Origin of the sequence: Rhizobium sp. G21 (genome assembly GCF_014158035.1) — a bacterium.
Lineage (GTDB): Bacteria > Pseudomonadota > Alphaproteobacteria > Rhizobiales > Rhizobiaceae > Rhizobium_E.
The window spans coordinates 3661992-3679166 of the sequence record NZ_JACFXW010000001.1 but is presented as its reverse complement, the minus strand read 5'-3'; the positions used below and the strand labels follow the sequence as shown (position 1 = coordinate 3679166).

General features: G+C 61.8%; 19 protein-coding genes and 1 pseudogene. 8 read left to right on the top strand and 12 right to left on the bottom strand.

What is annotated here, in order from left to right:
* Positions 1-2: 2 nt before the first annotated feature.
* Entirely contained in the window at positions 3-692 is a 690-nt protein-coding gene (locus H2O14_RS18310; protein ID WP_182828781.1) for a CerR family C-terminal domain-containing protein, read from the bottom strand.
* A 161-nt stretch (positions 693-853) separates the two neighbouring features.
* Between H2O14_RS18310 and H2O14_RS18305 the strand changes: the two are divergent.
* The 5 genes and pseudogenes from H2O14_RS18305 to H2O14_RS18285 all read left to right on the top strand — a co-directional run bounded on the left by H2O14_RS18305 (position 854) and on the right by H2O14_RS18285 (position 4487).
* Positions 854-1425 (top strand): annotated as a pseudogene (locus H2O14_RS18305) (tetratricopeptide repeat protein).
* Between the two features lie 185 nt (positions 1426-1610).
* Positions 1611-2129: an RNA polymerase sigma factor gene (locus tag H2O14_RS18300; RefSeq protein ID WP_182828780.1), complete on the top strand. Its 519-nt coding sequence runs from the start codon at positions 1611-1613 to the stop codon at positions 2127-2129.
* Position 2130: 1 nt separating this feature from the next.
* Positions 2131-3045 carry an anti-sigma factor gene (locus H2O14_RS18295; RefSeq protein WP_182828779.1) on the top strand — a complete coding sequence of 305 codons (915 nt, stop codon included), beginning with the start codon at positions 2131-2133 and terminating at the stop codon, positions 3043-3045.
* Positions 3046-3136: 91 nt separating this feature from the next.
* Positions 3137-3649 (top strand): CYTH domain-containing protein, encoded by a 513-nt coding sequence (locus tag H2O14_RS18290; protein WP_182828778.1) that lies wholly within the window; start codon positions 3137-3139, stop codon positions 3647-3649.
* Entirely contained in the window at positions 3612-4487 is an 876-nt protein-coding gene (locus H2O14_RS18285; RefSeq protein WP_182828777.1) for a CHAD domain-containing protein, read from the top strand. Before H2O14_RS18290 ends, H2O14_RS18285 begins: the two co-directional genes overlap by 38 nt.
* Before the next feature lie 12 nt (positions 4488-4499).
* Here the strand turns inward: H2O14_RS18285 and leuA are convergent, their stop codons facing one another.
* The 5 genes from leuA to H2O14_RS18260 all read right to left on the bottom strand — a co-directional run bounded on the left by leuA (position 4500) and on the right by H2O14_RS18260 (position 8901).
* Entirely contained in the window at positions 4500-6212 is a 1713-nt protein-coding gene (leuA, locus tag H2O14_RS18280; protein WP_182828776.1) for a 2-isopropylmalate synthase, read from the bottom strand.
* Between the two features lie 341 nt (positions 6213-6553).
* Positions 6554-7462, bottom strand: coding sequence for a sensor histidine kinase KdpD (locus H2O14_RS28955; RefSeq protein WP_182828775.1), 909 nt, complete (start codon positions 7460-7462; stop codon positions 6554-6556).
* Between the two features lie 73 nt (positions 7463-7535).
* Entirely contained in the window at positions 7536-7898 is a 363-nt protein-coding gene (locus H2O14_RS18270; RefSeq protein WP_182828774.1) for a hypothetical protein, read from the bottom strand.
* Positions 7895-8557: a response regulator transcription factor gene (locus H2O14_RS18265; protein WP_182828773.1), complete on the bottom strand. Its 663-nt coding sequence runs from the start codon at positions 8555-8557 to the stop codon at positions 7895-7897. Before H2O14_RS18265 ends, H2O14_RS18270 begins: the two co-directional genes overlap by 4 nt.
* Positions 8557-8901 carry a PepSY domain-containing protein gene (locus tag H2O14_RS18260; RefSeq protein WP_182828772.1) on the bottom strand — a complete coding sequence of 115 codons (345 nt, stop codon included), beginning with the start codon at positions 8899-8901 and terminating at the stop codon, positions 8557-8559. Before H2O14_RS18260 ends, H2O14_RS18265 begins: the two co-directional genes overlap by 1 nt.
* Before the next feature lie 113 nt (positions 8902-9014).
* On the opposite strand from H2O14_RS18260, the gene H2O14_RS28525 reads away from it, so the two are divergent.
* Positions 9015-9488 (top strand): calcium-binding protein, encoded by a 474-nt coding sequence (locus tag H2O14_RS28525; RefSeq protein WP_182828771.1) that lies wholly within the window; start codon positions 9015-9017, stop codon positions 9486-9488.
* Positions 9489-9505: 17 nt separating this feature from the next.
* Here H2O14_RS28525 and H2O14_RS18250 read toward each other — a convergent pair whose 3' ends face one another.
* The 3 genes from H2O14_RS18250 to H2O14_RS18240 all read right to left on the bottom strand — a co-directional run bounded on the left by H2O14_RS18250 (position 9506) and on the right by H2O14_RS18240 (position 12362).
* A complete protein-coding gene (locus tag H2O14_RS18250) occupies positions 9506-10690 on the bottom strand; it encodes a benzoate/H(+) symporter BenE family transporter (RefSeq protein ID WP_182828770.1) in 1185 nt (394 codons plus the stop codon).
* A 31-nt stretch (positions 10691-10721) separates the two neighbouring features.
* Complete coding sequence (locus H2O14_RS18245) at positions 10722-11627, bottom strand: alpha/beta hydrolase family protein (protein ID WP_182828769.1); 906 nt, start codon at positions 11625-11627, stop codon at positions 10722-10724.
* 147 nt (positions 11628-11774) lie between these two features.
* Positions 11775-12362 carry an ATP-dependent Clp protease proteolytic subunit gene (locus tag H2O14_RS18240; protein WP_182828768.1) on the bottom strand — a complete coding sequence of 196 codons (588 nt, stop codon included), beginning with the start codon at positions 12360-12362 and terminating at the stop codon, positions 11775-11777.
* 291 nt (positions 12363-12653) lie between these two features.
* Here H2O14_RS18240 and H2O14_RS18235 point away from each other — a divergent pair, with 291 nt between their 5' ends.
* A complete protein-coding gene (locus H2O14_RS18235; RefSeq protein WP_182828767.1) occupies positions 12654-13238 on the top strand; it encodes a HupE/UreJ family protein in 585 nt (194 codons plus the stop codon).
* A gap of 137 nt (positions 13239-13375) precedes the next feature.
* A complete protein-coding gene (locus H2O14_RS18230) occupies positions 13376-14143 on the top strand; it encodes a DUF2076 domain-containing protein (RefSeq protein ID WP_182828766.1) in 768 nt (255 codons plus the stop codon).
* A gap of 56 nt (positions 14144-14199) precedes the next feature.
* Here the strand turns inward: H2O14_RS18230 and queF are convergent, their stop codons facing one another.
* From queF to H2O14_RS18215, 3 genes are all read right to left on the bottom strand, one after another.
* Complete coding sequence (queF, locus tag H2O14_RS18225; RefSeq protein WP_182828765.1) at positions 14200-14664, bottom strand: preQ(1) synthase; 465 nt, start codon at positions 14662-14664, stop codon at positions 14200-14202.
* Positions 14665-14677: 13 nt separating this feature from the next.
* Positions 14678-15577, bottom strand: a complete 900-nt coding sequence (locus H2O14_RS18220; protein WP_182828764.1) for a cation diffusion facilitator family transporter — start codon at positions 15575-15577, stop codon at positions 14678-14680.
* Positions 15578-15857: 280 nt separating this feature from the next.
* On the bottom strand, positions 15858-17060 hold the full coding sequence (locus H2O14_RS18215; RefSeq protein WP_182828763.1) for a hypothetical protein: 1203 nt from the start codon (positions 17058-17060) through the stop codon (positions 15858-15860).
* Positions 17061-17175: the final 115 nt, after the last annotated feature.

Genomic DNA, 17175 nt, shown 5'->3' with positions numbered 1-17175 from the left:
GCTCAGGACAGATGACGACGCGGCTTGTGCGCGTCGATCAGATCGCGGACTTCCTGAACGAGGTGGTCGCAGAGACGATCGAGTTCCTTGTCGCCCACCACGTCCCATTCGAGACGCCGCTGGATGACGGGCATGCCAATTCTGTAGTGGAAAGCGCTGCCGGTCATGGAGAAAACCATCACCTTCAGCCGCTCGGATTCCGCATCCATGCCGGTGACGGCGGCGAACATGGCGCAGAGCCGCTCATGCATCGGCCGCAGCCAGTTCTTGTAGATGAGATCGGACACTTCGCCGGGATTGAGCATTTCCCGCGTCATGAAGACGACGGCGTGACGCATGCCGGGATTGGCGACCCAGAAGCGGATGAAGGTGCTCATGGTGTTGACCAGCGTCATTTCCGCGACATCCGGCGTCATCGCAGGCATCGGTCGTTTGAAGTTCATGCCGAGTTCGGTGCGCACGAGTTCGATGACGTGATCGGCGCAGGCGAGGCGGAGCCCGGGCTTGCCGCCGAAATGATAGGCGATGGATCCGATGTTCGCCGCAGCGAAATCTGCGATGTCGCGCGTGGAGACCGCGTCATAGCCATGTTCGCCGAACAGTCGGATTGCCGCTTCGAGAAGCGAGACGCGGGTGACTTCCGCGCCCGAAATCGGCTTGTCGGAGCGGTGGTTTTCAGCCTGCAACAGCAATTTTTATGCCTCCAGCCAGAATGATTAGCATGCTTCCCATATGACTCCGCAGAGGTTACTTAGCAAGCAAAGTTATGTTTCGATGATCAAATTTTTGTAACCGGGCTGTCGAAGGGCCTGCGGACCACGTACAAACAGCGTGTTCAACGGAGGTTTACCCCATGGTCGCCAAGTCCCTCGCGCATCGCATCCCGCACAGCCTGAGCCTAGTTCTACTGTCCGCCTTTATCAGTTCTGCGACACTCACCGGCGCCAATGCCGCCGGTTCCGACGACGGTCAGCCTCCGGAGCCCACCGCCACCACTCAGGAATGCAAAGATGGCAAAGTGTGGGACGCGGCGAAAAAGAATGCGTCGATCCGCAGAAAAGCGGCTTCAACGACGATGAGCTTTATCGCGCCGCCCGCGAAATGGCCTATGCCGGCCAGTATGACAACGCCATCCGGGTATTGAAGCTGGCCAAGAATCAGGACGATCCGCGAATCCTCAATTATCTCGGCTTTGCAAACCGCAAGGCCGGCAATATAGAAGTCGGCATGGCCTATTATCGCCGCGCGCTCGCCAAGGACGCCAACTATCTCCTGGCCCGGTCATATTACGGCCAGGGCCTGCTTCTCCAGGGCGATATCGAAGGAGCCCGCGCCCAGCTCGTCGAAATACGGGATCGCGGCGGCCGAGACACCTACGCCTATTCTTCTCTCTACGAGTCGTTGAAAAGCGGCTCGACCTATTGAGATCATCGACGTCTTTGAAATCGCTCCGCGCGCACGCCCCTGCGCGCGGAGCTTTTTGTCGCCGACGATTGCGAAGCGGCCGATTCTGTTTCATACCTCGGACGACGGGCTCCCGCGGCGCCGGTCATTTTTGGGTGTAGCGCGAATAAATGGACCGTAGCGGACGTCAGGGTGATGTGGGGGTCATGAGGGATCGGGACAAGGCGGAGCGAATCGGCCGGGAGTTGGTGGGTTTGCTGCCGAAGCTCCGGCGTTTCGCCATGACGCTCACGAGAAACGCATCGGACGCGGATGATCTGGTGCAGGAAGCCTGCGAACGGGCGATCACCAGATGCCATCTCTGGAACGGAGAGGGACGGCTGGACAGTTGGGTCTATGCGATGACGCGCAATCTTTGGGTCGACGAGGTCAGGAAACGCAAGGTGCGCACCGGCGCCGGCGTCGTCGATGCGGCTGAACAGGACGAACTGTCGATCGGCCCGGCTGCCGAAAAGGCGATCTACGCCTCTCAACTTCACCAGATGATCCTGTCGATGCCCGAGGGACTGTCCTCGGTGTTTCTGCTGGTCAATGTCGAAGGTCATTCCTACCGCGAAGCCGCCGATATCCTCGGCATTCCCATCGGCACGGTGATGAGCCGCCTTTCGACCGCGCGGCTGCGGCTCGCCGCCATGGTCGATGGCGCGCAGGAAGCGAGGGCCTGACATGGAAAACCTTGCAGACCTGCCGCTCGACGTGCTGCTGTCGGCCTATCTCGACGGCGAACTCGACGAAGCCGCCGCCGGCGAGATCGAAGCACGGCTCGCGACCGACACCGAGACGCGCGCGCTGCTCGACCGCTTGAAGGCCGGCTCCGCCCATGGCGATCAACTGTTCGACGCGCTGTTGCGCGAACCGGCTCCGCTCCACCTCGCCCGCGCCATCAAGGACGCCGCCGATCGCGGCGAAACCAGCCAGCCTTCGGCGCCGCTGATGGCGCGCGCCGGGCGCGGTTGGTTCTTCGGCCAGGTCCCGCAGGCGATCGCCGCCTCGGCGCTCCTCTTGCTGGGCGGAGGATATGCCGGCTACACGGTCGGCCGCCAGTATGAGCCGCAACGGCAGGTCGCCGCGGAGCAGCCAAGCGAGGCGAATTCCCCGACGACACTCTCCGTGGGCGGCCAGACCCGCAGTTTCACAGTCGGCGCCAGCGGATCCGCGCCGAGCGGCAGGCTGGTCAGCGCGCGCGATGTGCTCGCCGTGCATGCCGTCTACGCCGCGCAGGAAAGCCGCGCGGCGGAAATACCCGCTGCGGAACTCGTCGTGCTCACCGACTGGCTGCGCGACAGCGCGCGGGTCGCCTTCGAAGTCCCCGACCTCACCGCCGACGGACTTACTTTCGAGGGCGGACGCCTGGTCGTGATCTCCGGCAAGCCCGCCGCTGCGCTCTACTACCGCGATGCAGGCGGCGAACGCGTCGGCGTCTATTTCAGCGAAGGCAAGACAGATCCCCTCAGGCTCACGGAGGGCGACGTCACTCTGCTCGCCGGCATGCGCAATGGTCTGTCCTGGTTCGTGGCGGCCCCCTCCTCGCTTGCGGAAACCGATCGCCTGGCCGAACACGTCGACGCCGCCGTCCGATAAATATCGAGGCTGCGTCGTTTTGAATGAAGCCAAACGTCGCCTGACGCATTAACATCCTGTCTGCAACGCGTCTGACGGGGGGGTTAGAGGCATGGCCAAGGAAATCGAACGCAAGTTTCTCGTGATCTCCGACGAATGGCGCAAGAATGCCGACGGCGGCAAAAAGATGCGGCAGGCTGTCATTCTGGCCGAACCGGACCGCTCTCTCAGGGTGCGCCTGATCGACGGCAAGAAAGCTCGTCTGACCCTGAAGATCGATCGCAACGAAATCTCGCGTCATGAATTCGAATATGAGATCCCGATGGGCGACGCCCGGGAGATGCTCAGGCTCGCCAATGGATCGGCGATCATCAAGACCCGCTATGAGACGCCGTATAAGGGTTTCGTATGGGAGATCGACGTTTATGAAGGCGCTTTCGAAGGCTTGGTGGTCGCGGAAGTGGAAATGAGAAGCGAAAAGGACAAGCCGCCGCTGCCGCCCTGGGTGGGCGTCGAGGTCAGCGACGACCGGCGCTTCTCCAACCGCGCCATCGCCGAAGGCAGCCTCGGAAAGGACTGGAAGCAACTTGTTCAGGATAAATTGGAGCAACCCGCCCCGGAGTGAAATCCTCCGTATCGCCGCGGAGAAAATCGATGGCGCGCAGGACGCGCTGCGCCGGCAGCCCGACGGGCTCGACAAAGCCGTTCACGGCGCGAGGAAAGCGATCAAGCATAGCCGGTCTCTGCTTCGGCTGATCCGCTCCGCCGACGATGATGGAGCAAGGCGGCTCAACGCAATGCTCCGCGCCATCTCTGCAGACCTCTCGCCGCTGCGCGACGGCGGCGCGGCGCTGATGGAGGCGGCGTCACGACTCGACGCGATCCTCCCCGGCCCTGCAACAGATCGCTTGTCGGAACGCCTGAACGCCCTCCCGATCGAAGTTGCGGCCGATCCGGCCGACATGACCGCCGAAGCGGCAGACTCTCTCGATGAGGTGAGCCGCGCCATTCTTGATCTGAACTTACCTGAAAGCAGAGCCAAACTCGCCAAACATGTGGCGCGTGGCTGGCGCCGAACCGGCAGGCGCGCATTTGCCGCGCTGGAGCGCTGTGCGGGGGAGCCGCATGAGGAAGACTATCACGATCTCAGGAAACGCGGCCAGGACCGTTGGATGCAGGCGGCGCTCCTGCGCAAGATTTGGCCGTCGGGCCTGATCGCCGTGCAGACCAGCGCAAAACGCATGGTGGACATGCTCGGCCAGGCGCGCGACTTCGGCAGGCTCGAAACCGTGATCGCCCAATTGCCCGATTTCGACGACCGCGACAGGATCACCCTGACGGCGGCGATGGAAAGCGAACGTATGCGGCTGCACCGCGACGCGATGGCGTTCGGCGGCGATCTCTTCCAATATGACAACAAAAAGGAGGCGGACATCATCCGCCTCCTGATCAGGAACGCCTGAGCGCAGTGAGGGTCAGTCCTTGGCCTGATCCTCCAGCATGCGGTTGATCGCCGACATGATCGCTTCGAGCGAGGCGCCGACGATGTTGGTGTTGACGCCCGCGCCCCACACTTTGCCTTTCGGCGTCGACATTTCGACATAGGCGATGGCCGCCGCGTTCGAGCCGTGCTGCAGCGAATGCTCGGAATAGTCGTTCACCGAGAGATCGACGCCGAGATAGATCGACATGGCGTTCATGAAGCCGTCGATCGGACCGGTGCCCTTGCCCTCGATTCGCTTGGTCTCGCCCTTGTCGACGATTTCGGCGGCGAGAATGCGCTGACCCTTCACCGCCGTGTCGGGAAAGGTGTGGTGGTCGACGAATTTGAAGCGAGCGCCGGGCTGCTCGACATAGCGCTCCAGGAAGCGGGCATGGATGCGCTTGGAGGGCAGTTCCTTGCCTTCCTCGTCGGTGATGCGCTGGATGTCGTTGCGGAACTCGACCTGCAGATTGCGCGGCAGGTTGATGCCGTAATCCTCCTGCATGATATAGGCGATGCCGCCCTTGCCGGACTGCGAGTTGATGCGGATGATCGCCTCATAGGTGCGGCCGACATCCTGCGGGTCGATCGGCAGATAGGGCACTTCCCAGATCGGCTTATTGGCCTGCTTGATCGCCTTCATGCCCTTGTTGATCGCATCCTGATGCGAGCCGGAGAACGCGGTGTAGACCAGTTCGCCGACATACGGATGGCGCTCCGGAATAACCATCTCGTTGGAATATTCATAGACCGCCTTGATGCGCTCGATATCCGAGCAGTCCAGGCCGGGGTCGACGCCCTGGGTGAACATGTTCAAGGCCAGCGTCACGACATCGACATTGCCAGTGCGCTCGCCATTGCCGAACAGCGTGCCTTCGACGCGATCGGCGCCGGCCATCAGGCCGAGTTCGGTGGCGGCGATGCCGGTGCCGCGGTCGTTGTGCGGATGCAGCGAGACGATGACGTTTTCGCGATTGTCGATATTGCGGCACATCCATTCGATCTGGTCGGCATAGATGTTCGGCGTCGCCATTTCCACCGTCGACGGCAGGTTCAGGATCAGCTTGTTGTCCGGCGTCGGCTTGATGACCTCGATGACGGCGTTGGAAATCTCCAGCGCCACCTCGAGTTCGGTGCCGGTGAAGCTCTCCGGCGAATATTCGAAGCGATAGCCGCCGCCGGCTTTCGCCGCCATGTCGGTGATCATCTTGGCGGCGTCCACTGCGATCTGCTTGATGCCATGGACATCCTTGCCGAACACCACGCGGCGCTGCAATTCCGAAGTCGAATTGTAGAAATGGATAATCGGCTGATGGGCGCCTTCCAAGGCTTCGAACGTGCGGGTGATCAGCTCGGGCCGGCACTGCACCAGCACCTGCAGCGACACGTCGGCGGGCACGCCGCCCTCTTCCACGCACCAGCGGGCGAAATCGAAGTCGGTCTGCGAGGCCGAGGGGAAACCGATCTCGATTTCCTTGAAGCCCATGTCGAGCAACAGCTGGAACATGCGGGCCTTGCGGTCATGGCCCATGGGATTGACCAGCGACTGATTACCGTCGCGCAGGTCGACCGAGCACCAGATCGGCGGCGTGGAAATCGTCTTGGACGGCCAGGTCCGGTCCGGCAGATTGACCTGCGGATAGGGTTGATACTTGATCGGCGCCTCGGGCATGCCGTGCTTGATGCTGTGCTGCTTAGTGATCATGACTGTCTCTTCGCCTTGGCCGGTTGGCTCGTCGCCTGATACTGTCTTTGCAAGCGCTTGACGACAGCAAAATCAGTCGGACAACCGGAAAAATTCGGATTTTCGGATTTTTAGCGAGGAGCGTTTCAGCCCATACGGCTTTGACCCGGCCGCCGGGCGCTCCTCAAAGGACCCGGCAACCGCGGATAAGCTTAAGGAGAAGAAGAGAGGAGAGCGACGCGCAGGACCGCGCGGCAAAAATGCCGTTCGCGCTGGTCCTGGTTCTGGTCGCTGCGTTCATCATGGCGGCGTTTATAGCACGCGATCGGGACGACGCAAGTGCGCTTCGGCCAAATTTGCGTTCACCCGGCCGGCAGGCGGACAGTGACCAGAAGACCGGGCTCCGCATTGGCGAAGGCGATCTCGCCCTTGTTGGCCGCGACGATATCGCCGACGATCGCGAGGCCGAGCCCCGCGCCGCCGCTCGACGTATCCAGCCGCCCGCCCCGATCGACGACATCACCCAGGCGTTCCGCCGGGATGCCGGGTCCGTTGTCTCGGATGTCGATCACGAGCCGGCCGCCTTCGCGGCGCGCTGCGATCTCGATCCGATCCTTGGCGTAGCGCGTGGCGTTTTCGAGGAGATTGCCGAGCAGTTCGGCGAGATCTTCCGCCTCGATCCGCGCTTTGTCCCGGTCATGGACGTCGATGATCCAGTCGAGGATCTGGCCGCGCGGCGTGCGTTCGAGAACGGCGATGACCCGGTTGATGACGCCGAGCACCGAAACCGGCCGCGCCTGTCCGCGATCGGCGAGTCTCGCGCGCGCGAGTTGGTGATCGACATGGCGGCGCATGGCGGCGATCGACAGGTCGATCTCGTCGGCGAGTTGTGCCCGTCCCTCAGCCCGCAGCCGCGCCACATCGCCCGCCAGCGCCTGCAACGGCGTCTTGAGACCATGGGCGAGATCGGCGGCCTGGCTGCGCGCCTTGGCGAGCTGCGCCTCTCTCGAGGCCAGCAGCTCGTCCACCTCCTCGGTCAAGGGCTGGATCTCGGAAGGATATGCCGCGCCCATGCGTTGCGCCAGGCCTGCGCGGATCTCCGCCACCCGACGCTGAACCGCCGAGAGCGGCAACAGGCCGAGCTGGATCTGGATCAGGTTGGCGGCCAGCAGCAACGCGGCCAGAAGAGCGACGAACGGAGCCATATCGGAGCGAAACTCACCCGTCGCCGCCTCGATATCGGCGCGATCCATGGCGACGGCCACGAGCACCGGATCGCCCCCAGACGCTCGCCGCCGACGATCTCGCGCGCGGCCATGAACAATCGCCGCCCGCCGGGGCCGGTCACGTCGCGCAGCACGGGGAGCCCGGCTCCAGCGCCGGCGTTTGAAGCGCGCCGTCCCAGAGCGAGCGCGAGCGCAGCACCTCATCCTTGCTCTCGATCTGCCAGTAGAGGCCGGAAAGCGGCTTGGTGAAACGCGGATCGACCGGATCGGCGAAAAGCCGCAACCGCCCCTCGCCGTCGCGATCGAGCTTGGCGATGATCTGGCCGAGATGCAGTTCGAGTTCCGCAGCCACCCGCCGCTCGACATGCCGTTCGAACAGATAGGACAGGCCGAAGAAGCTCATGGCGCAGGCGATGGCGATCAGCGCCAAACCCGCCACGGCGAGTCGCAGACGAAGAGAGCCGCGTTTGGCCGCGATCATGGCTCTTCGCCGAGATAGTAGCCGAAGCCGCGCCTGTTGCCGATCAGCTCGGCGCCCAGCTTGCGGCGGAGACGGGTGATCAGCACTTCGAGCGCATTGGCGTCGCGCGAAAAGTCGTCGCCATAAAGATGGCTCTGCAGCTCCGACGGCGGCACGACGCGGCCGCGGTGATGGCCGAGATAGCTGATCAACCGGTATTCGAGCGGCGTCAGCGCCAGCGGCGCGCCGTGGAGGCTGACGCGCATGCTGCGCGGATCGATGCTGAGAGGTCCGATCGACAGGACGGCGGCGCCGATGCCGACGGAGCGGCGGATCAGGGCGCGGACGCGGGCGACCAATTCCTCGAACTGGAAGGGCTTGGGCAGATAGTCGTCGGCGCCCGCGTCGATGCCTTCGACGCGTTCGGCCCAGCTCGCCCGCGCCGTCAGCATCAGCACCGGCATGTGCCGGTCGTTCTGACGCCAGCGCTTGATGATGGTCAGCCCGTCGAGCTTGGGCAGGCCGATGTCGAGGATCACCAGATCGTAATCCTCGGTGTCACCGAGGAACCATGCCTCCTCGCCGTCGGCGCAGATCTCCACGGCGTAACCGGCCTGGGTCAGCGCCGAGGCGATATCCGCGCCGATCTTGCGATCGTCCTCGACCAGCAACAGCCGCATCAGTCGTCTTCCACCTCGATGACGGCCATGGTCTTGGCGTCCATCTTGACTTCGATCACGCGACCGTCGGGGCGGATCATCTCGATCTCATAGATATAGCGACCGTCTTCCTGCTCGAATTCGATCTCGATGACTTCGCCCGGAAAGCTCTTGCGCATTTCGGCGAGAATGTCCTCGAGCGGACGCACGAGACCCGATTGCAGCGCACGGCGAGCGTCGTCGTGCTGAAGCTGGGTTTCCGGCGCTGTGACGGGCGCTTCGGGACTGGCGGCATAGGTCGTCGCCCCCATCGCAAGCGCGATGGTTGACGATGCGAGCAGGATCTGGGCGCGGGAGCGTGTCATGGAGAGGCTCTATCATGACGAAACTTACAATTCACTGACAGCCGCTGTCAGCGAAGCAAAAGTCGGCCTGTGCGAGAAGCGGATCGTCATTCAACGAAACAAGGAGACGCGACATGGCGCGCATCACTGGAAACGACCGCAACAACCGCCTCGAAGGCACCGCCAACAGCGATGACATTTTCGGCCGCGGCGGCAACGATATCCTGTACGGCTTCGCCGGTCATGACGATCTCGAAGGCGGGGCCGGCAATGACAAGCTCTATGGCGGAGCCGGCAATGACGACCTGGAAGGCGGATCCGGCAACGACATTCTCGACGGCGGCGCCGGCAACAACGATCTGGAAGGCGGCGCGGGCGCCGATGTGTTCATCTTCCGCCAGGGCGTCACCGAGATCGAAGACTTCGCTTCGAACGACACCGTGCGGATCGACAGCGATCTCGGCGTTGACAGTTTCAGCGAGCTGAAGGCTCTGGCCCGCACCACCGATGAAGGCGAAGACCTGGTGTTCGATTTCGGCCGTCACGAACTGCGTTTCGACGACACGCGATTGTCAGACCTCAAGGCCTCGGATTTCGATTTCATCTGATCGACCGAAGGCGGGCGTCAGCCGCGCCGGCGTCGCGACAGACGGCCGAGCGCCATGACGGCGCCGCCCGCCAGCAATCCCCAGAAAGCGCCGGACACCCCGGCGAAGGATACGCCGGACGCCGTGGTGACGAAGGTCACCGCGGCGGCCTCGCGCGTTTCGGCATCCTTGAAGGCGGATACCGCCGAGCCGGAAAAGGCCGCGAGCAGCGCGAGCCCCGCCACCGCCTCGATCAGGATTTTCGGCGCCAGCGCCACGAAAGCGGTGACCCCGCCGGCGGTTAGTCCGAGAATGACATAGAAGACGCCCGCAACGATGCCGGCCCAATAGCGTCGCTTCGGATCCGGATGGGCGTCCGGCCCCGCGCACATCGCCGCGGTGATCGCCGCGAGATTGACCGCGACGCCGCCGAAGGGCGCGGCCAGCAGTGAGAACACGCCGGTCATGGTGAAGAGCGGCCCCGGCGGCGGCTCATAGCCGTTGACCTTGAGCACGGTGATGCCGGGAATATTCTGGGACGCCATGGTGATGATGAACAGCGGCAGCGCGATCGAAACCAGGCCCGCCAGGGTGAACTGAGGCGTCACCCATTCGGGCCTCGGCCAGAGCGCCTCTCCGACGCCGGCGAAGGCGCCGTCCGGTATTTCGACGCCGAAACCCACCACCGCCGCGAAGGCGACGAGCGCCGCCGGCACAGCCAGGAGTCGATTGATCACGCCGCCGACGAAAAAGGCGATCACCAAGGGGGCGCCGAGCCACGGGTCGAAGCCGATCGCCTTGATCGGCGCGAAGCACAGCGTCACCAGTACGCCGGCAAGCATGGCGCTCGCGAGCGCCGGCGGAATGGAGGCAACGAGACGGCCGAGCGGTCTGAAGAGACCCGCGACGACGATCAGCAGGCTCGAAAGGATGAAAGCGCCGACGGCCACCGGAAAGCCGCCCTCGATGCCGGTGAGCGTGGCGAGGAAGGCGGCGCCGGGCGTCGACCAGGCCACCGAAATCGGCATGCGCTTCCATGCGCTGAGGATAATCCCGCACAGGCCCATGGCGATGGACAAGGCCATCAGGCCTGAGGTCGCCTGCGCCTCCGTCGCGCCTGCGACGACGGCGCCGTGAACGACGACCGCGAAGGAACTGGCGAAGCCGACGAATGCGACCAGCAGCCCCATGACGAGGCTCTGCGGAGAAAAATCCTTGAACATGCGTGATCCGGAAAAGCGGGAGAGGAAGACGTCAGAGGGTCTTTGAGAACCAATCCGCCGTCTTGTCAATCACGCTTTGCGCCATAGATTGATCCTGCTCCAGCACCTTGAAGATATGGTCGCCTTCCGGAATCATCATCACTTCTTTAGCCGCATTCTTGGCCAGGCCGACGAAACGCTCGGAATAGGCCGCCGAGAAATCCTTCGACCCGGTGATGGTGAGATAGGCGCCGGGGAAATTGGCGATGGCGTCGTCGATCTTGCGCTTGGAAAGGCTGTCGAAGAAGGCCTGCTTGAGCGCGATGGTGCGGAAGCCGAGATCGAGGCCGACGATGCCGTCTTCCTTGGCGCGATCGAAGGCCTTGTCGCCGAGCACCGTGCGGAAATCCTGCTCGAAATCGCCGACCGACGACCAGGTGACGAGCGACTTGACCTCGGACGGACGATCCGACGCCAAAAGCGTGCCGACGCCGCCGCCGAGACTGAAGCCGAGCACGCCCAGCCGCTTGGAATCGACCTCGTTGTTCGCGTTCAGAAACGCCAGGGCCGCCTTGGCCTGATCGAGTTGGCTATTGACGGTGATGTCGCCGCTATCGCCGGCGCTGTCTCCGAAGCCGAGAAAATCGACGCGGAGCGAGGCGATGCCTTTCATCGCCAGCGCAGTGGCCGCGCGTTTGTACATGCCGCCGACCTCGTCGCGCGAGCTGCCGAAACCATGCAGCATCAGCACCGCCGGCACAGGAGCGGTGTGATCGGGCATATTGAGGGTCGCGACGATGCCGCCGTCCAGATTGACCACGGTTTCCCCCGCTGTCGCCAGTCCCGTCGCCGCTGCGACGAGGGTCGCCGCAATGACGGTCCCGGCGACGGCGCGGATCACGGCGTGGACGCAAGCCCCGAAGCGCGGCGCGGCGCGCCCAAGAACCGAAACGGACATAACTTCTTCTCCAGCATGATCATTCGTGGCGGACGTTATGGGGATTTGAGAACGCTTACAAGCGCAATGCAGCATAAGCATGGCGCGGCGCGAACAAAAAAGCCCCCGACGCGAGCAGCGACGGGGGCTCCAAATGACAGCCTGCGCTCAGATGTCGGCCTGCGACGAAATAATGCGCGAGACCAGGCCGTAGTCCTTGGCTTCCTCGGCGGAGAGCCAATAATCACGGTCGGTGTCCTTGGCGATCTTTTCCACCGACTGGCCGGTGGCCGCCGCGAAAATACGGTTCAGACGCTCGTTCATGCGAATGATCTCGCGCGCCTGGATCTCGATGTCGGACGCCATGCCGCGCGTGCCGCCCGAGGGTTGGTGCAGCAGGAAGCGGGTGTTGGTCAGGCAGAGGCGGCGTTCCTTGGGAACGCTGACGAAGATCAGCGCGCCGGCCGATGCGACCCAGCCCGTACCGATGATCCAGACCTTCGGCTTGATGAACTTGATCATGTCATGGATCGAATCGCCCGATTCAACATGACCGCCCGGCGAATTGACGAAGATGCGGATATCGTCGTCGCCGGCCGCGGCGAGCGCCACCAGCTGGGCGCAGACCTTGTGGGCCAGCTCCTGGGTGATACCGCCATAGATGAAGATGGATCGCGACTTGAAGAGATTGGACTCGATGTCCTTGCCCATCGGCGCCTCGACCTTCTTTTCCTTGTCGTCGTCTTCGTCGTTCATCCAATTCTCCAGATTTCGAAGCTTTCCGAGCCCTGAGATAGGGCGACTCACATGGAAAGACAATGCAACAAATGCGGATTACGCGAAACGGGTGAATTGCCGGTAAAGCCCGGGGAAGCAGCTCCACCGGCGCCGCGAAAACGGGCATCGCCGCTCAAGGAACAAAAAAACGGCAGCGAAAGGCCATCTGCGGCAAACGCCGTATGGACAGGGTTACGATGGCGGGACTAGTCTTTGCCTGAACGCCGCCTGTAACGGCGCGAGAACACGTCAGAAACCGAGGGTCCTTCCATGTCGAAACGAATCTCCGCCGCCGCCTTGTCAGCTGCGCCCCTCCTCGCACTCACGACAGCGCCGGCATTCGCCCATGTCGATCCGCTCGCACATGGCGCGATGGCGAGCGGGCTCCTGCATCCCTTTTCCGGGACGGACCATATGCTGGCGATGATCGCGGTGGGCCTTTGGGCGGCGCAGCTCGGCGGCAAGGCGCGCTTTGCGGTTCCCGCAAGCTTCGTCATGGTGATGGCTGTCGGCTTCGTTCTTGCGCTGACCGGCGCGTCCCTGCCCTTCGTCGAACCGGCGATCCTCGCCTCCGTCGTCGGCCTGGGTCTTTTGGTGGCGCTCGCCGTGAAACTGCCGACCATGCTGGGCATGGTCGTCGTCGGCGCTTTCGCGCTGTTTCACGGCTACGCGCATGGCGCAGAACTGGGCGGCGCCGATGCGCTGATCTTCGGCCTCGGTTTCGTCGCCGCGACGGCGATGCTGCACGCCATCGGCCTCGGTCTCGGCGTCTGGGCTTCGAGCCGCAGCGCCGTCATCGGCCGCCTTCTCGGCGCGCTGACAGCGGTCGGCGGAGCGGCGCTGATGTTCGGCTGAACGATCGCAACCATAGTCGTTTTCCAGGCGGGCCTTCGGGCCCGTTTTTTGTTACGAGGATTTAATCCGATCTCGCATCTTTCGGCCTTTTTCCGATCCTACCTCATGGTTGGCCCATGAACCGGAAGGAGACGATCATGTCACCGGAAGAACGAAGCTTGTTGAGCGATCTGTTCGACCGCACACGCGGCGCGGCGTCGACGCCGCGAGATCCCGACGCCGAAGACCTGATCCAGCGCAGCCTGAGAGAACAGCCGCATGCGGCCTATTTGCTGGCGCAGGCGGTGATCGTTCAGGATCAGGCGCTCACAGCGCTGACGAGCCGCATCCAGGACCTGCAGGATCAGATCGCGGAACTCGAACGCCAGAGACCCGCCTCCGCAACGCAAATCCCGGGCGGCTTCCTCGGCGGCCTTTCCGGCCTGTTCGGCGCGGGCCAGCAACCGTGCCAAGCCGCGCGTTCGGGCCAGCTTTATGACGATTTCGCCCGTTCGAACCGGCAGCCAGTCTCTGCGCCCGCGGCCCCGAGCCCATGGGGACGCGACGCTGCGCCCGCCGGCCCCTGGGGTCAGGCCCAGGCCTCTGCCAGCGGCGGCTTCTTGCGCGGCGCGCTCACCACAGCGGCCGGCGTGGCCGGCGGCGTGCTCGCAGCGGATGCTGTCCGCGATCTCATTTCGCCGCATGTCAGCGGCTCGAACGGCCTGTTCGGCTCGAGTTTCGGCAATGGCGCCGGACTGTTTGGATCCGGCAACGCGCCGGTCGAGGAAACCGTGGTCAACAACTATTTCCTGAACGGCGATAGCGGCAATGCCGGCGATGACAACAACGACCTGCAGCAGGCCGATGACCAGTTCGACGACGGCGATTGGCTCGATCCGGACGACGACAACGACAGCTACGCCTGATCCCGCAAAACTGTCAGGGCCGGCAAAAGCCGGTCCTGATCGATGCACAACCGGCGTCAGCCGCGGCCGCGATAGGGCGCGACACCCTGATCCGGCAGCCAGACGCCTTCGGGCGGCGCGCCGGTCTGCCAGAACACATCGATCGGAATGCCGCCGCGCGGATACCAGTAGGCGCCGATGCGCAGCCATTTCGGATCGAGAAGGTCGACGAGCCGCTTGGCGATATAGATGGAGCAATCCTCGTGAAAGGCGCCGTGATTGCGGAACGAGGTAAGAAACAGCTTCAGCGATTTCGATTCCACCAGCCACTCGCCGGGGATGTAGTCGATGACGATATGGGCGAAATCGGGTTGCCCGGTCATCGGGCAGAGCGACGTGAATTCCGGCGCGGTGAAGCGCACGACGTAATTGGCGTCGCGATTGCCCGAGGGAACGCGCTCCAACACGGCGGCCTCCGGACTGGCCGGGGTCTCGACGGCCTGGCCGAGTTGCGTCAGGCCGGAAACATCGGTTTTGCTCATTCAGTGGTCTCCTTCAGATTTCTACGCCGGCGCCATGCGCCATTTCGTTTTCCGGCTCGACATGGATGGTCACTCTCGCGCCGGGCAATGCTTTGTGGACCGCCATTTCGAGCCGGTCGCAGATCAGATGCGCGTCGCCCACCGACATCGACGAGGGAACGACGAGATCGAAGGCGACGAACGTGGCCGCCCCGGCGCGGCGAGAGCGCAGATAGTGCACGCCGAGCGAACCCTGCGAATTGTCCTTGATCGCCAGCTTGATCGCATCGGCCTCCTCGCTGGAAACCGCGACATCCATCAACCCCGCCACCGAATGCGAAATGACCTTCCAGCCCTGCCAGATGATGTTGAGCGCGACGATCACGGCAAGCGCAGGATCGAGGATCGCATAGCCGGTGAACAGCACCAGAATCAACCCCACCAGCACGCCGCACGACGTCACCACGTCGGACATGATGTGCTGGCCATCTGCAGAAAGGGCCGGCGAACGATGACTCTTGCCAACCCGTATCAACACCGTGGCCCATGCCGCATTGATGATGGCGGCGACGGCGTTGATCGCGAGACCGAGAAAAGGAGCCTCGAGCACCGTGGGCGCAAAGAGCGCCGGGATCGCCTCGCGGATGATCAGCAGTGCGGCCACCACGATGAGGACGCCCTCGAGCACGGCCGAGAGATATTCCGCCTTGTGATGCCCATAGGGATGGTCGTCGTCAGCCGGCTTCTGCGCATATCGAATGACGAAATAAGCCAGGAACGCCGCGATGACGTTGACCGTCGATTCCAGCCCGTCGGACAAAAGCGCCACCGAACCCGTCACCCACCACGCCAGCAGCTTCAGCCCCATCACCCCGAAGGACAGCGGAATGCCCCAGAAGGCCAGCCTCCGGACAGTCATGTCGCTTTTTTCCATCGCCGTCCCCTTCCGCGAATGCGAGTGATTTGCAAAAACTCAAGTCCTTCAACGCGAAACCGCGCGCAGGACGGGCCAGCGCGCGGTTTCGATGATGTCGCATATGAGTGAATTTGCGATGAGGGTCAAGAGCAGCGGCGGCGATCGCTGTGGATCGATCTGGGACGAAATAATCTGAAGCGCCAAATAGGAAGGTCTGCAATGGCGAGGCGTTGCCACGCTAAACTGCGCTCGACGCTCAACGCTGTCTGACCAAAGTGCGCGAACATCCTGACATTCATCAGTAGGTGTTCAGGCCACATTCCGCGTTCAGATCTCGAACCTGAACGACTTTGACCGCATCAGGAATGTTGTTGATGGCAGGCTCTCCCATCGCAGCCAACGTGAAAACGCCGTCCACATAGGATCTGATGCAGAACGAACCACTGTCGTCAAACATCACGTAATTCTTGTTCAGTACTGGCCAATTGAAATAACTTCGGTCAGTATAAAAATATTTTATGACCTCAGAATCTAGGGAAAACCCCGACTCAGAAACAACAAATCCACACTCTCCGTTTACGCAATACTCTTTATGAGAAAAGAGTTTTCCAGATGAAACCGCAACAACTTTCTCGAAGACAAATAAAAATCTTGACGGAAAAACCGTAGAAAATAATAAGATAACAAAAAAGAAAATAGGCAATAGTTTCCTCACCTCACCCCCAAGAACCAGCGCCTTGCGACGCGTCATCCCCGCCAGAAAGAGTTTGCTCATTCTTCGCCTTTTCGTACCCGTATTCGCTTCTAGTTCTTTGGTAATCATTCTCGCCCCAATTTGGTGCGGTTCCATATGGCAGCCCCATGTATCCCATGAACGCCCCCAGAAGCCTCCCTTCTGATACCCGCCAGATGCTTGTTGGAAATTTTCGCGAGGTATTCCTTGCTTAGCCATATTGTATCCGGCCAACACATTGCCTATTTCGCGCATAGACATGTACTTACCATCCAACATAACACCATCATAAGGGCCCTTGCCTGGGGTAGTTGATTTTACATCGTATTTTCCACCTGCGGCAGAATCGTAGGTAACACCAAGCAAAGAACGGGTCTCTGCATCCTTTGCAAGTTTATTAAATCTCGAATCGAATTCTTCACCGAGTGAAATCTTCGCTCCGTACTTTCCGCCAGGAATCTTAGAATCTGGGCTGACAAACCCATCAGCAAACCGTGTTTCACCTATCCTGCCTGGAGGGCCTTGGAAGCCTGGCGGAACACCTTGATAAACACCCAAATCCCCATCAATTTTCACATCTCGTATGTTACCATTCCAATCAATAATGGTCGAATGTCCATTTTGATCACTTTTATTTATTGGGTCATTTTCAGAATATGCATACCTGTTTGTGCCTACACCAGCTTTGGTTGGCTCCCAATCGTCAGGAGATATGAAGCGGGCTTTTGCGGGCAGAGCAACTGACATCGCCAGCAAACAGAAACTCATTTTTTTACAACTTCGCATATCGAAAATTTTGAAAATAGCCCGCCCATTTAATCACCACCAAAAAGATCTACTACCTGACTTATAGCACAAAAAATGGTTGTCAACAAAGCCTGAA